The sequence below is a fragment of the Streptomyces sp. NPDC104831 genome, from assembly GCF_055583025.1.
Genome location: NZ_JBVJOT010000035.1, coordinates 1 through 14,114 on the forward strand (window position 1 = coordinate 1; position 14,114 = coordinate 14,114).

Here is a 14,114-nt window from a genome sequence, read left to right on the forward strand (position 1 = left end):
TCCCTCGGCGACAGTTTTTTGGTGGCGAAGCGGTTCCTGGCGTTTGGGGCACGTTTCTTTGGGCCCCTCGCCGACCCCCCCCCCCCCCCCCCCGGCGGCCCCCCCCCCCCCCCCCCCCCCCCCCCCCCCCCTGGGCCGTGCGTGCGTCAGCCGGTGTGCCACTCCTGCCCGAGGCCGTCCTCCGGGTCGAACGGGTCCTCCGTGGGGGACTGTGACGGCGGCTCGGTGGTGGGCGTCTGGGACGGCGTCTGCGACGGCGTGTGGGACGGCGACTGGGTGTGGCTCGGCGTCTCGGACGGAGTCTGCGACGGCGGCGCGGAGGAGGTCGGCGGCTCGCTGGTCGGCGTGTGCGTCGGCGTCCGGGAGGGCGTCGGCGGTTCGCTGGTCGGCGTCTTCGTCGGTGCGACGGCGGCGCCCTGGGTGGTGTCCAGTTCGAACGCGGACCGGTCGGTCACGCCGAAGGTGTAGGCGGCCCATATCTCCGCCGGGTAGCCGCCGCCGTTGATCCGGCCGGGCGCCGGCAGCAGTCCGGTCGCGCCCGTCATGGAGACGTGCCGGTGGGTCTTCGGGTCCTCGCCGAACAGGCCGACGGAGGTGACCAGGTCGGGGGTGTAGCCGGTGAACCAGGCGGACTTGTTCTCGTCGGAGGTGCCGGTCTTGCCCGCCACCTGCTGGCCGTCGCGCAGCGGGTTGGCGGCCACGGACCGGCTGGCCGTGCCGTCGTCCACCACGCCGGTGAGCACCGAGGTGACCGTGTCGGCGGCCGTGCGGCTGATCACCGAGCCGCCGACCGGGTCCGGCAGGTCCACGGCGCGGCCCCGGTTCTCCGCGGACTTGACGATGGTCGGGGTCACCTTGTGGCCGTGGTTGGCGAAGGTGGCGTAGATGCCGGCCATCTCCAGGGGGCTCGCGCCCATCGAGCCGAGCGTCTGGGCGGGCACCGCCTGCATGCCCTTGGTGTTCATGCCGAGGCTGTTCGCGGTGCTCATGACGTTGTCCATGCCGACGTCCACGCCCATCTGCGCGAAGACGGAGTTGACGGACTTGTTCATCGCCTGCTGGACGGTGATCGGGCCGTAGTCGACGTCGTCCTCGTTGGGCGGGGCGAAGCCGACCGGGCGGCCGTGGTCCCGCACCGGGCGCCGGTTGCTGCCGTCGTAGACGGTGTCGGCGGTGATGGGCTTGCCGTCCTGCGTGGTGGCCTCGCGCTCCAGCGCGGCGGCGAGGATGACCGGCTTGAAGGTGGAGGCGGGCTGGTAGTCCCTGCGGGTGGCGTTGCTCACGTAGTGCTCGTAGTAGTTCGAGCCGCCGTAGAGCGCGACGATCTTGCCGGTCTCCGGGTCGACGGAGACGGCGCCGGGCTGGATGTCGCCGTCGACCTTGCGCTTCGCCTTGTTCAGCTTGCCGGTCAGCTCGTTGCGGACGGCCCTCTCCAGCGCGGCCTGCTTCTTGCGGTCGATGTTGAGGGTGATGGTCCAGCCCTTCTCCATGACCGCGTTCTCCGCCTGCGACGGGGTCAGGCCCTCCTCGGCCATGAGCCGCTGCTCGAGCTGCTGGTTGGCGAGTTCGACCAGGTAGCCCTTCTGCCCGTCGAGGCCGGGGGCGCCCTTGGGCTCCTTGATCACGGGGAAGCGCATGGCGGCGCGCGTGGCCTTGGGGAGCCAGCCCTCCTCGACCATGTTGTCCAGGACGTAGTTCCAGCGCTCGGTGACCAGCCGCTTGCCGGTGTCGGTCGCCACGGCCCAGTCGTACTGGCTCGGCGCCTGGAGCAGCGCGGCGAGATAGGCGCCCTGCTCGACCGTGAGGTCCTCGGCGTCGACGCGGAAGTAGGCCTGGGCGGCGGCCTGGATGCCGTAGGCGTTGCGGCCGTAGTAGCTGGTGTTGATGTAGCCGGCGAGGATGTCGTCCTTGGACTTCTCGCGGTCCACCTTCAAGGAGATGACCAGTTCCTTCAGCTTGCGCGTGACGGTCTGGTCCTGGTTGAGGTAGTAGTTCTTGACGTACTGCTGGGTGATCGTGGAGCCGCCCTGCTTGCCCCTGCCGCGCAGCGTGTTGAGCAGGCCGCGGGCGGTGCCCTTGAAGTCGACGCCGGAGTCGCTGTAGAAGCTCTTGTTCTCGGCGGCGACGAAGGTCAGCTGGACCTTGCGGGGCACCTTGGACAGGTCGACGATCTCGCGGTTGACCTTGCCGCTGCGGGCCAGCACCGTTCCGTCGCTGAACTTGTAGACGTTGCTCTGCTGCTGGGCGGCGGCGTTGCCCTCGGGGATGTCGACGTACAGGTACAGGCCGACGAAGCCGAGGATGGCCAGCAGGCACACCCCGAAGACGGTGCCGAGGATCTTCTTCCAGGTGAACATGCGGCGCAGGAGGCTCTTGGCGGGCTTGCCGGCCGCCGCGGGTTCGGAGCGGCGGCGCTGGGGCGCCGCGCGGTGACCGCCACGCTGTCGCGCTCGTCTCTCTTCCGCTCGTCCCATGGGTCCCTACGCTCGCTTCCGTCTCGGGGTCAGCTCCGAAAGCTAACACCCGCCTATATGACAAAGGGCGTCCGATCCGGTCTTTTGCGGACGTGACAATCAGCACCCGCCCCCAAGGAACCGACGTTCGGGAGTGATACAGGGTTGCCTGCTCCGCTAAAAGTGATATCACTTAGCTAGACCAACGCCAGAAGACACCGAACCGGGGGGTCACCCATGTCCGACATACCCGAGATGCCCGCTCCGCGCGTACGTGAGTTCCAGGCGCACAGCATCGGCGGCGGGCTCGCCCTGCTGCTCGGCCTGCTCGGGCTCGGCGCCGCGGCCGCGCTGTTCGCCTCCGCCGGAGCCGCCGCCTCCCCCGGCGCGCGGGGCGCCCTCGTCGCGGCCGGCGTCGTCGTGCTGCTCGCGGCCCTCGTCGCGATGCGCGGCCTGAACACGGTCGCGCCGGGCGAGGCCCGGGTCGTCCAGCTCTTCGGACGCTACCGGGGCACGATCCGGCAGGACGGACTGCGCTGGGTGAACCCCTTCACCTCCCGGACCCGGATCTCCACCCGGGTGCGCAACCACGAGACCGCCGTACTGAAGGTCAACGACGCCTACGGCAACCCGATCGAACTGGCCGCGGTCGTGGTGTGGAAGGTGCGGGACACCGCGCAGGCCACCTTCGAGGTCGACGACTTCGCCGAGTTCGTCGCCACGCAGACCGAGACGGCCGTACGGCACATCGCCATCGAGTACCCCTACGACGCCCACGACGAGGACGGCCTCTCGCTGCGCGGCAACGCCGAGGAGATCACCGAGAAGCTGGCCCGCGAACTCCAGGCGCGGGTGGAGGCGGCCGGAGTGGAGATCGTCGAGTCGCGGTTCACGCATCTCGCGTACGCTCCCGAGATCGCCTCGGCGATGCTCCAGCGGCAGCAGGCGGGCGCGGTCGTCGCGGCCCGGCGGCAGATCGTGGACGGCGCCGTGGGCATGGTGGAGGCGGCACTGGCCCGGATAGCGGAGGCGGACATCGTGGAGCTGGACGAGGAGCGGAAGGCGGCGATGGTGTCGAACCTGATGGTGGTGCTGTGCGGGGACCGCGCCCCGCAGCCGGTCCTGAACACCGGAACCCTCTACCAGTGACCGACCCGTCGCAGACCCCGCCGGACCGGCCGCGGCAGCGCAAGCAGGTGCTGCTGCGGCTGGACCCGTCGGTGTACGAGGCACTGGCCCGCTGGGCCGGGGACGAGCTGCGGTCGGCGAACGCGCAGATCGAGTTCCTGTTGCGGCGCGCCCTCGCGGAGGCCGGGCGGCTGCCCCGGGACGCCGGCCCGCTGCCGCGCCGGGGCAGGCCGCCCGGCGACTCCGGCACCACCCCCGGCACCCCGCCGCCACCGTCCTGAGCCGGACCCCTCCGTTCGAGGGGCCCGGCCGTCGCCGTACCGGGGTCCCGGCTGTTACGGAACCCTGACAAAGGCGCCCCACCTGCGCCGACACACCTTCGCGCCGACTCTCTGCACGGTGTGTATACATCGTGCGTATACACGGTGTGTAGAGTGCTGCCATGTCCATCGGTCACACCCTCCTCGGGCTCCTGGAGTCCGGCCCGCGCCACGGCTACGACCTCAAGCGCGCCTTCGACGAGAAGTTCGGTCACGACCGGCCGCTGCACTACGGCCAGGTCTACTCCACGATGTCCAGGCTGCTGAAGAACGGTCTCGTGGAAGTCGACGGGATCGAGGCCGGCGGCGGCCCCGAACGCAAGCGGTACGCCATCACCGACGCCGGCGTCACCGACGTCGAACGCTGGCTCGCCACCCCGGAGAAGCCGGAGGAGTACCTCCAGTCGACCCTCTACACCAAGGTCGTCCTCGCCCTCCTCACCCACCGCGACGCCGCCGACATCCTCGACACCCAGCGGTCCGAGCACCTGCGCAGCATGCGCATCCTCACCGACCGCAAGCGCAAGGGCGACCTCGCCGACCAGCTGATCTGCGACCACGCCCTGTTCCACCTTGAGGCAGACCTGCGCTGGCTGGAACTCACCGCCGCGCGCCTCGACAAGCTCCGTGCGGCGGTGACCCGGTGACCCCTCCCCCCGGCTCCCTGCTCGCCGCCGAGGACCTGCGCAAGGCCTTCGGCCCCACGGTCGCGCTCGACGGCGCCCACTTCTCCATCCACCCCGGCGAGGTCGTCGCCGTGATGGGCCCCTCCGGCTCCGGCAAGTCGACGCTGCTGCACTGCCTGGCCGGCATCGTGCCGCCCGACTCCGGCTCCATCACCTACGACGGACGCGAACTCGCCGGCCTGAGCGACACCGAACGCAGCGCGCTGCGCCGCCGCGACTTCGGCTTCGTCTTCCAGTTCGGCCAGCTGGTCCCGGAGCTGACCTGCGTGGAGAACGTGGCCCTGCCGCTGCGGCTGAACGGCAGCCCCCGCAAGGAGGCCGAACGAGCCGCGCTCACCTGGATGGAGCGCCTGGAGGTGGACGACCTCAAGGGCAAGCGGCCCGGCGAGGTCTCCGGCGGCCAGGGCCAGCGGGTCGCGGTGGCCCGCGCCCTGGTGACCGGCCCCCGGGTGATCTTCGCCGACGAACCGACCGGCGCGCTCGACTCCCTCAACGGCGAACGGGTGATGGAGCTGCTGACCGACGCGGCCCGCTCCACCAACGCGGCCGTGGTGCTGGTCACCCACGAGGCCCGGGTGGCCGCCTACTCCGACCGGGAGATCGTCGTGCGCGACGGCAGGTCCCGGGACATGGAGCGCGCCATATGAACATCCGGCAGTGGGCCAGGGACCTGGGCATGGGCGTCCGGTTCGCGGTCACCGGCGGGCGCGAGGGCTGGGTCCGGATGGTGCTGACGGCGGTCGGCGTGGGTCTCGGCGTGGCGCTGCTGCTGCTGACGACCGCGCTGCCGAACGTGCTGGCGGTACGGCACCAGCGCGAGCAGGCCCGCACGGACCTCACCTACAGCGCGGCCGTGCCGCCGAAGGGCGAGAACACCGTGCTGGTCGGCACGGCCGACACCAAGTGGAACGACAAGGACGTCCGGGGCCGCTTCCTCGAACCCGAGGGCCCGCGGGCGCCCCTGCCGCCGGGCGTGGACCGCTTCCCGGCGCCGGGCGAGATGGTGGTCTCCCCCGCGCTGGGGAAGCTGCTCGCCTCCGACGAGGGCAGGCTGCTGCGGGAGCGGCTGACGGACCGGATCACCGGCACGATCGACGAGCCCGGGCTGATCGGCTCGCACGAACTGGCCTTCTACGCGGGCGCCGACCACCTGGTGGTCAAGGAGAACAGCTCGCGCGTGGTGCGGCTGACCGCGTTCGGGGACCGGCACCCGACATCCGAACGGGCCGACCCGGTGCTCATCATGATGACGCTGGTGGTGTTCGTCGCCCTGCTCACCCCGGTCGCCGTGTTCATCGCCGCGGCCGTGCGGTTCGGCGGCGAGCGGCGCGACCGCCGGCTGGCGGCGCTGCGGCTGGTCGGCTCCGACCGCCGGATGACCCGCCGGATCGCCGCGGGCGAGGCACTGGCCGGAGCACTGCTCGGCCTGGCCGTCGGTACGGTGTTCTTCCTCGTCGGACGGCAGACGGCGGGCTCGGTGGAGGTGCTGGGCGAGAGCTTCTTCCCCAGCTATCTGAACCCCTCCCCCGTCCTGGTCGTCCTGGTCGCGGTGGCGGTCCCGGCCGCCGCGGTGGGGGTGACGCTGTTCGCGATGCGCGGGGTGGCCGTCGAACCGCTCGGCGTGGTGCGCACGGCCAAGCAGGCCCGGCGGCGCCTGTGGTGGCGGCTGCTGTTGCCCCTGGCGGGCCTCGCGCTGCTGTACCCGATGATCGGCAAGGGCCGGTCCAACGGCGACTTCAACGAGTACCTGGTCATCGGCGGCGTGCTGCTGCTCCTGGTCGGCGTCAGCGCACTGCTGCCCTGGCTGGTGGAGGCGGTCGTGGCCCGGCTGGGCACGGGCCCGGTCTCCTGGCAGCTGGCCGTGCGCCGGCTCCAGCTGAGCAGCGGTACGGCGGCCCGCATGGTCAACGGCATCGCCGTGGCGGTGGCGGGGGCGATCGCGCTGCAGATGCTGTTCGCGGGCGTGGAAGGGCAGTACACCCGGGACACCGGCCAGGACCCGGAGCGGGCGTCGGTGGAGGTCGACCTCTCGAACGGGTCCGCGCTGCCGGCGGCGGCCCGCGAGTTCCCCCGCACCAAGGGCGTACGGGCGTCGGTGGCGATCTCCTCCGGTTCGATCGGCGACCGGCGCCTCGACCCCCGCGCCACGGTGAACATCACCGTCGGCACCTGCGCCGCGCTGCGCGAACTGGCCCGGCTGCCGTCCTGCCGGGACGGTGACGTGTTCGACATCCCGGACCCGGACGACAGCCCCGAGGGCCGGGCCTTCGTCCGGCCGGGCCGGCAGGGCTTCATCGACGCCACCTACTCGGGCGGCGTGCGCGGGCGCGAGGTCCCGTGGACGGTACCGGCCGGGGTGCGCCAGGTCGGCGCGCGCAAGGACGCGCTCCAGGAGCACGTCAGCGGCCTGCTGTTCACCCCGTCCGCGCTGCCCGCCCGGGCCGAGCCGACGCTGTACCACCAGGTCTACCTCCGCCTGGACCTGTCGGTGCCGGAAGCGGACCAGTACGTGCGCAACACGGCGGCACGGGTGGACCGGCTCTCGGCCGTCTGGCACTGGACGGCGACCTCCCAGTCCCGGAAGTACACCTCCCTGCGCACCGGCCTGTTCCTCGGCGCGGTCTGCGTGCTGGCGCTGATCGGGGCGAGCCTGCTGGTCTCCCAGCTGGAGCAGTTGCGCGAGCGGCGCAAGCTGCTGTCGTCGCTGGTCGCCTTCGGCACCCGGCGCCGCACGCTCGGGCTGTCGGTGCTGTGGCAGACGGCGGTGCCGATCACGCTCGGGCTGCTCCTGGCCTCGACGGTGGGCCTGGCCCTCGGCGCGGTGCTGCTCAAGATGACGGACACGACGGTGTCCGTGGAATGGGCGAGCGTGCTGTCGATGGCCGGCGCGGGCGCGGGAGTCGTCCTGGTGGTCACCCTGCTGAGCCTGCCGCCGCTGCTGCGCATGATGCGGCCGGAGGGACTGCGGACGGAGTAGGCGGCGCCCCGCGCCCCCTACGGGCGCGGGGCCGCTACCCCGGACCGTCCAGCACCCGGACCGGCAGGGCCCGCAGCGCGTCCCGCAGCGCCGCCGCCAGTTCCTCGTACTCCGCCGCGCGGGCCGCGCCCGCGCGCATGGCGAAGGCCACCCGCCGGCTCGGCGCGGGGTCGGCGAAGGCGCCGGTGAGCAACTGGCTGCTGCGGGAGGTCTCCAGCTTCAGCGCGGTGCGCGGCAGCAGCGTGCAGCCGAGGCCGCCCGCCACCAGCTGCACCAGCGTGGACAGTCCGGCGGCCGTGGTGGTGACCGGCGCGTCCTCGCGGCCCGCCTCCCGGCAGATGTCGAGGGCCTGGTCGCGCAGGCAGTGGCCCTCGTCCAGGAGCAGCAGGTGCAGCTCCTTCAGCGCCTCGCGGGGTATGCCCTCCCGGCCGCCGAGCCAGTGGTCGAGCGGGGTGACGAGCACGAAGTCCTCGTCGAACAGCGGGAGTTCGACCACGCCGGGCACGCCGAGCGGCACCGCCAGCAACAGCAGGTCGAGCCGGCCGGAGTGCAGGCCGTCCAGCAGGCTGGCGGTCTGCTCCTCGTGCACCTGGAGGTCGAGCTGCGGGTAGCGCTCGTGGACCAGCCGGAGCACGGCCGGCAGCAGATAGGGCGCGACCGTCGGGATCACCCCGAGGCGCAGCGCGCCCGTGAACGGCGCCCGGACCGCCTCGGCCTCCTCCAGCAGCGCGCCGACCTCGTCCAGCACCGCCCTGGCCCGCACGGCCAGCCGCTCCCCCGCCGACGAGAGCAGTACCTTGCGCGTCGTACGCTCGAGGAGGGTCACCCCGAGGGTCTCCTCCAGCGCGGAGACGGCGCCGGACAGGGCGGGCTGGCTCATCCCGATGGCCGCCGCCGCGTCCCGGAAGTGCAGGTGCTCGGCCACGGCGACGAACGCCCGCAGCTGCGACAGCGTGGGCTGCCGTCGCTTCCCGTTGCCGGTCGTCACTGATAACCGCCTCCAATCAACACGACCGAGTGTAGCTATTTCCCTAATCAATGCACCCTGTGCCACCATCGTCGGAGTCCAACCCCTGGGAAACACCCCAAAAGGGAAGTTTCTTCGCTGCAAGGAGAATCTGTGCTCACTGTCGGTGACAAGTTCCCCGAGTTCGATCTGACCGCCTGCGTCTCGCTGGAGAAGGGCAAGGAGTTCGAGCAGATCAACCACAAGTCCTACGAGGGCAAGTGGCTCGTGGTCTTCGCCTGGCCCAAGGACTTCACGTTCGTGTGCCCGACCGAGATCGCCGCGTTCGGGAAGCTGAACGACGAGTTCGCCGACCGGGACGCCCAGATCCTCGGCTTCTCCGGTGACTCCGAGTTCGTGCACCACGCCTGGCGCAAGGACCACCCGGACCTGACCGACCTGCCGTTCCCGATGATGGCGGACCCCAAGCACGAGCTGATGCGCGACCTCGGCATCGAGGGTGAGGACGGCTACGCCCAGCGCGCCGTCTTCGTCGTCGACCCGAACCACGAGATCCAGTTCACGATGGTCACCGCCGGTTCCGTGGGCCGCAACCCCAAGGAGGTCCTGCGGGTGCTGGACGCCCTGCAGACCGACGAGCTGTGCCCCTGCAACTGGTCCAAGGGCGAGGAGACCCTCGACCCGGTCGCGCTGCTGGCTGGTGAGTGACCCGTGTCCCTCGACTCCCTGAAGTCCCGGATCCCGGACTACGCCAAGGACCTGAAGCTCAACCTGGGCTCGGTCATCGGCAACTCGGACCTGCCGGCGCAGCAGCTGTGGGGCACGGTGCTGGCGACCGCGATCGCCGCCCGCTCCCCGATCGTGCTGCGTGAGCTGGAGCCGGAGGCGAAGGCGAACCTGTCGCCGGAGGCGTACCAGGCCGCCAAGTCGGCCGCCGCCATCATGGCGATGAACAACGTCTTCTACCGCACCCGGCACCTGCTGTCCGACCACGAGTACGGCACCCTGCGCGCGGGCCTGCGGATGAACGTCATCGGCAACCCGGGCGTGGAGAAGGTCGACTTCGAGCTGTGGTCGTTCGCGGTCTCCGCGATCAACGGCTGTGGCATGTGCCTGGACTCGCACGAGCAGGTGCTGCGCAAGGCCGGCGTGGAGCGCGAGACCGTCCAGGAGGCGTTCAAGATCGCCTCCGTGGTGCAGGCGATCGCCGTCACCGTGGACGCCGAGGCCGTCCTGGCCGAGTAGGACCCGTCCCGAAGACCCCGCTCACCGCGTGTGAGCGGGGTCTTCGTCGTCCTCGGCCCCCTCGCGGGGAGCGTTCTCCGCGCTCTCGCCGGGGGCCTTCTCCCCGGCGGGAGCGGCCTTCCCGTCGCTCTCGCCGGCGGCCTTCTCGCCGCCCCCGCCGGAAGACTCCTCGCCGCCCCCGCCGGGGGCCGCGGCGCCCGCCTCGCCCCCGGCGGGTGCGTCGTCCTCGTCCTCCCCGGCCTGCTGCCGCGCGTACGTCCGCAGGTACCCCACCACCGTGTTCGTCACCGCGACCAGCGGTACGGCCACCACCGCGCCGCCGATGCCGGCCACCATGCCGCCGGCGGCCACGGTCAGGACCACCGCCAGCGGGTGCACCCGGACCGCGCGGCCGAGGATGAACGGCTGGAGCACATGGCCCTCGATCTGCTGGACCGCGAGCACCACCACCAGGGTCATCACCGCCGTGAACACGCCCTGGGTGACCAGTGCGACGATCACCGCGAGCGCACCGGAGGCGACCGCGCCGACCAGCGGGATGAACGAGAACAGGAAGATGAACACGGCCAGCGGGACGGCCATCGGCACGTCCAGGAAGTAGATGCCGATGCCGATGAAGATCGCGTCGATGAGGGCGACCAGCACCGTGCCACGCACGTACGCGGTCAGCGTGCGCCAGGCCCGCGGACCGGCGCCGGCCACGCCCGGGCGGGCGGCGGCGGGCACCAGCTTCAGGAACCACTCCCAGATCCGCTTGCCGTCGTAGAGCAGGAAGAGCGTCGAGAAGAACACCAGCAGGATGCCGGTCAGCGCCTCCACGATGACCTGGACGCCCTCCAGGCCCGCGGACGTTATCTGGTCGGCGTTGGCGCCGATCGCCTCGCGCAGGTTCTTGGCGATCTGGTTGATCTGCTTGTCGGTGACGTGGAAGGGGCTCTTCAGCAGCCAGTTGCGCAGGTCGTCGATGCCGGACTGGATCTGGTTGGAGAGCGTGTCGATGTTCTCCATGACCTGCCAGGTCACGAACCAGCCCATGAGGCCGATGACGACGAAGCCGCTGATGGCGGTGAGCGCGGTGGCCGGACCGCGCGGCACCCCCCGGCGGGTGAGCCGGGCGACCGTCGGCTGGAGCAGGGCGGTGACCAGCAGGGCGATGACGAAGGCGAACACCACCAGCTGGACCGCGCTGATGACCCGCATCAGCACCCACAGGGTGCCGGCCAGCACCAGCAGCCGCCAGCCCGCCTCGGCGGCGACCCGGACACCCCAGGGCACGGCCTCGGCGGGGTCGGGCCGGCGCCCGGACGGCGGGGCGGCACGGCGGGCGGGTCCCGGCGCGCTCGCGCGGGCGGCCGGGGCCGCCTCGGCACCGGACGTCCCGGCCGCGGACCCGGGGCCGACGGGTTCGTCCCGCTCCTTCTCCACCTCCGCGCGGCGCTCGTCGAGCCGCTCGCTCATCTCGGCCAGACCGCGCCCGATCCGGCCCAGCCACCGTGGCACTCGCGCCATGCTCCGTCCTCTTCCCCCGCGTCTCCGCGTCCTCGCCACCACTCCCCCGAGGAGTCGTCCGCGTTAGACCGTACAGGGCGAAAGCCCCTCCCCTGAGGACGGGGAAGGGCTGCGCGAGGGTGAGCTGCGGCCGGACGGGCCGGCGGGCGGCCTAGTACCAGTGGTTGCCCTGCCAGAACGTCCAGGCCTCGCAGGGGCTGCCGTACCGCTCGTTCATGTAGTTGAGGCCCCACTTGATCTGGGTCGCCGGATTGGTCCGCCAGTCGGCGCCGGCCGAGGCGTACTTGCCGGCGGGCAGGGCCTGGAAGAGACCGTAGGCACCGGAGGAGGCGTTGACCGCCTGGTAGTTCCAGCTGGACTCGTGGTCCACGATGTTGCTGAAGCACTGGAACTGGTTGCCGGCCACCATCTGGCGCGCCATCGCCTGGATCTGCCCCACGCTGTAGCTGCCCTGGGCCGGGAAGCTGGAGGAGTCGCGGACGTCGGTGCCGCCGCGGCTGGCCTCGGCCTTGGCCTCCAGACGCTCCTTGGCCTCCTTGGCGGCCTTGGCGGCCTCTTCCGCCTTCTTCTCGGCGGCCGCCTTCTTCGCGATCGCGGTCTCGGCGGCCGCCATGCGGGCCGCCTCCTCGGCGTCCTTCTTGGCGGTCGCGTCCGCCGCGATGGCCTGGGCGTCGGCCTGCTGCGTGAGGGACGCGGTCTGCACCTGCGCCTGCTGACCCGCGGGTATGTCCGCGAGGAGCGTGGTGTCGGCTGCCGTCGCCTCGGCGGCGTCGTTGGCCTGCGCGGTGCTGCCCGAGGCAACGCCGACGACGCTTCCGACAGCGGTGACCGCGGTGGCCGAGGCCACTGCGAGTCCCCGGACCGAAATCCGGCTCACACGGTTTCCTTCCAGCATCGCCCGCTTCGGTGACCCTGGCGGACGCGATCGTGCCCCTGGCACAGGCCTCCCAACTGCGGGGTCACGGGAGGCACGGGCCCGGTGGGCAACTCCCCGAGGGGGAGCGCCGCGTGGTGCGCGGGCGGCATACGACGATCTGTATGGAGTTGGCGGGGCCTGCGGGGCGCCGTACCGCTGGGGGTACGGCTGTGTCGTATGCGGGGCCTGACAGGAACGAGACTCTGCCGTAACCGGACGCCGCGTGGCAATTCTGTGTTGCGTGTGAAAGCTCACATCCCGTTTGGCCCTGAGGATTTCAGGAAAGTCCCACGCACGACGGCGCCGCCCGGCTAGGCTCTTTGCCTTTGCCGGGCGGCGCCAACCGCTGGGCGGGGTGCGTCAGATGTGGCCGTCCTCCAGCATTTCGGTCACAAGTGCGGCGATCTGGGATCTCTCGGACCGGGTCAGCGTGACGTGGGCGAAGAGCGGATGCCCCTTCAGCTTCTCCACTACGGCGACCACTCCGTCGTACCGCCCCACCCGCAGGTTGTCCCGCTGGGCCACGTCATGGGTGAGGACCACCCGGGAGCCCGCCCCGATCCGGGACAACACCGTCAGCAGGACGTTCTTCTCCAGCGACTGCGCCTCGTCCACGATCACGAACGCGTCGTGCAGCGAGCGGCCGCGGATGTGGGTCAGCGGGAGGACCTCCAGCATCCCGCGCGCGGTGACCTCCTCGATGACCTCGCGGCTGGTGACCGCCGAGAGGGTGTCGAAGACGGCTTGCGCCCAGGGGCTCATCTTCTCCGCCTCGGTGCCCGGCAGATAGCCCAGTTCCTGCCCGCCGACCGCGTACAGCGGCCGGAAGACCATCACCTTCTGGTGCTGGCGGCGCTCCAGGACGGCTTCCAGGCCCGCGCACAGCGCCAGCGCCGACTTGCCGGTGCCGGCCCGCCCGCCCATCGAGACGATCCCGACGTCCGGGTCGAGGAGCAGGTCGAGCGCGATGCGCTGTTCGGCGCTGCGGCCCTTGATGCCGAACGCCTCCCGGTCGCCGCGCACCAGGCGGACGTTGCCCTCGGCGGTGACCCGGCCGAGGGCCTTGCCGCGTTCGGACTGGATGGTCAGACCGGTGTGCACGGGCAGGCCGGACGCCTCCGGGACGTACACGTGTCCTTCCTCGAAGAGGATGTCCACCTGTTCGCCGGGCAGGGTGAGTTCCGACATCCCGGTCCAGCCGGAGTTCTCCGTGATGGCGAGTTCGGCCCGGTACTCCTCGGCGAGGAGACCGACGGAGGACGCCTTGATCCTCAGCGGGAGGTCCTTCGACACGACGGTGACGTCGTATCCCTCCGCCTGGAGGTTGCGGGCCACCGCGAGGATGCGGGAGTCGTTGTCGCCCAGTCGGTAGCCCGTGGGCAGCACGCTGGGGTCCGAGTGGTTGAGCTCGACCCGGAGCGTTCCGCCGAGTTCCCCGGTCGGAATCGGGGCGTCGAGGCGGCCGTGCCGGACCCGGTAGTCGTCGAGCAGGCGCAGGGCCTGCCGGGCGAAGTAGCCGAGTTCGGGATGGTGCCGCTTGGCCTCCAACTCCGTGACCACCACGATGGGGAGCACGACCTCGTGCTCGTCGAAGCGGGTCAGGGCGTTCGGGTCGGCCAGCAGGACGCTGGTGTCGAGAACATACGTGCGCCGGTCGGGCTTGTGGCGCTGTGTGCTGGTCACCACGGAAGGACGTACCCCCTCGGATGTGGTCGGGGAGCGACGAGGAGTTGCTGGACCGGTGTCCGGCCCCCGCGCACGGCGGGCCGTGAACCGGCCCTCCGCGGCTGATGCCGTGCCGTGAACGCACGGTCGGGCTGGTGCAAAGGGCCTCCCGGGCGGACGGCCCCGAGCCGCCCGCTGAGATACGACGCCCGTGGTTCGGGTGTCGACCTGTTGGGTTTATGCCCTCG

Annotated in this window: 12 protein-coding genes; 7 read left to right on the top strand and 5 right to left on the bottom strand. The window is 71.4% G+C overall.

Annotation, left to right across the window (positions count from 1 at the left end; all coding sequences use genetic code 11):
- Window positions 1–146 precede the first annotated feature (146 nt).
- Entirely contained in the window at window positions 147–2,474 is a 2,328-nt protein-coding gene (locus ACZ63H_RS23235; RefSeq protein ID WP_469867907.1) for a transglycosylase domain-containing protein, read from the bottom strand.
- 216 nt (window positions 2,475–2,690) lie between these two features.
- On the opposite strand from ACZ63H_RS23235, the gene ACZ63H_RS23240 reads away from it, so the two are divergent.
- From ACZ63H_RS23240 to ACZ63H_RS23260, 5 genes are all read left to right on the top strand, one after another.
- The gene (locus tag ACZ63H_RS23240) at window positions 2,691–3,602 is read left to right on the top strand and encodes an SPFH domain-containing protein (protein WP_469867909.1); all 912 of its coding nucleotides are present in this window, start codon (window positions 2,691–2,693) and stop codon (window positions 3,600–3,602) included.
- On the top strand, window positions 3,599–3,862 hold the full coding sequence (locus ACZ63H_RS23245) for a type II toxin-antitoxin system antitoxin (RefSeq protein WP_469867910.1): 264 nt from the start codon (window positions 3,599–3,601) through the stop codon (window positions 3,860–3,862). The genes ACZ63H_RS23240 and ACZ63H_RS23245 overlap by 4 nt, the downstream gene beginning before the upstream one ends.
- 161 nt (window positions 3,863–4,023) lie before the next feature.
- Entirely contained in the window at window positions 4,024–4,548 is a 525-nt protein-coding gene (locus ACZ63H_RS23250; protein ID WP_362197401.1) for a PadR family transcriptional regulator, read from the top strand.
- Window positions 4,545–5,234 (top strand): ABC transporter ATP-binding protein, encoded by a 690-nt coding sequence (locus ACZ63H_RS23255; protein WP_469867912.1) that lies wholly within the window; start codon window positions 4,545–4,547, stop codon window positions 5,232–5,234. The genes ACZ63H_RS23250 and ACZ63H_RS23255 overlap by 4 nt, the downstream gene beginning before the upstream one ends.
- A complete protein-coding gene (locus ACZ63H_RS23260) occupies window positions 5,231–7,564 on the top strand; it encodes an ABC transporter permease (RefSeq protein ID WP_469867914.1) in 2,334 nt (777 codons plus the stop codon). Before ACZ63H_RS23255 ends, ACZ63H_RS23260 begins: the two co-directional genes overlap by 4 nt.
- A 34-nt stretch (window positions 7,565–7,598) precedes the next feature.
- Here ACZ63H_RS23260 and ACZ63H_RS23265 read toward each other — a convergent pair whose 3' ends face one another.
- A complete protein-coding gene (locus ACZ63H_RS23265) occupies window positions 7,599–8,552 on the bottom strand; it encodes a LysR substrate-binding domain-containing protein (protein ID WP_469867916.1) in 954 nt (317 codons plus the stop codon).
- 132 nt (window positions 8,553–8,684) lie between these two features.
- On the opposite strand from ACZ63H_RS23265, the gene ACZ63H_RS23270 reads away from it, so the two are divergent.
- Both ACZ63H_RS23270 and ACZ63H_RS23275 read left to right on the top strand, forming a co-directional pair.
- Window positions 8,685–9,239, top strand: a complete 555-nt coding sequence (locus tag ACZ63H_RS23270) for a peroxiredoxin (RefSeq protein WP_362197389.1) — start codon at window positions 8,685–8,687, stop codon at window positions 9,237–9,239.
- Window positions 9,240–9,242: 3 nt separating this feature from the next.
- Window positions 9,243–9,776, top strand: a complete 534-nt coding sequence (locus ACZ63H_RS23275; protein ID WP_469867918.1) for an alkyl hydroperoxide reductase — start codon at window positions 9,243–9,245, stop codon at window positions 9,774–9,776.
- Window positions 9,777–9,797: 21 nt separating this feature from the next.
- Here the strand turns inward: ACZ63H_RS23275 and ACZ63H_RS23280 are convergent, their stop codons facing one another.
- The 3 genes from ACZ63H_RS23280 to ACZ63H_RS23290 all read right to left on the bottom strand — a co-directional run bounded on the left by ACZ63H_RS23280 (window position 9,798) and on the right by ACZ63H_RS23290 (window position 13,887).
- Complete coding sequence (locus ACZ63H_RS23280; protein WP_469867920.1) at window positions 9,798–11,285, bottom strand: AI-2E family transporter; 1,488 nt, start codon at window positions 11,283–11,285, stop codon at window positions 9,798–9,800.
- Between the two features lie 151 nt (window positions 11,286–11,436).
- The gene (locus ACZ63H_RS23285) at window positions 11,437–12,162 is read right to left on the bottom strand and encodes an aggregation-promoting factor C-terminal-like domain-containing protein (RefSeq protein ID WP_469867922.1); all 726 of its coding nucleotides are present in this window, start codon (window positions 12,160–12,162) and stop codon (window positions 11,437–11,439) included.
- Window positions 12,163–12,561: 399 nt separating this feature from the next.
- Window positions 12,562–13,887: a PhoH family protein gene (locus ACZ63H_RS23290; RefSeq protein ID WP_469867924.1), complete on the bottom strand. Its 1,326-nt coding sequence runs from the start codon at window positions 13,885–13,887 to the stop codon at window positions 12,562–12,564.
- Between the last annotated feature and the right edge of the window lie 227 nt (window positions 13,888–14,114).

What these genes read in the sequence shown, in the direction of transcription:
- ACZ63H_RS23235 (WP_469867907.1), bottom strand. Translation starts at nt 2,474, where the DNA reads ATGGGACGAGCGGAAGAGAGACGAGCGCGACAGCGTGGCGGTCACCGC.
- ACZ63H_RS23240 (WP_469867909.1), top strand. Translation starts at nt 2,691, where the DNA reads ATGTCCGACATACCCGAGATGCCCGCTCCGCGCGTACGTGAGTTCCAG.
- ACZ63H_RS23250 (WP_362197401.1), top strand. Translation starts at nt 4,024, where the DNA reads ATGTCCATCGGTCACACCCTCCTCGGGCTCCTGGAGTCCGGCCCGCGC.
- ACZ63H_RS23260 (WP_469867914.1), top strand. Translation starts at nt 5,231, where the DNA reads ATGAACATCCGGCAGTGGGCCAGGGACCTGGGCATGGGCGTCCGGTTC.
- ACZ63H_RS23280 (WP_469867920.1), bottom strand. Translation starts at nt 11,285, where the DNA reads ATGGCGCGAGTGCCACGGTGGCTGGGCCGGATCGGGCGCGGTCTGGCC.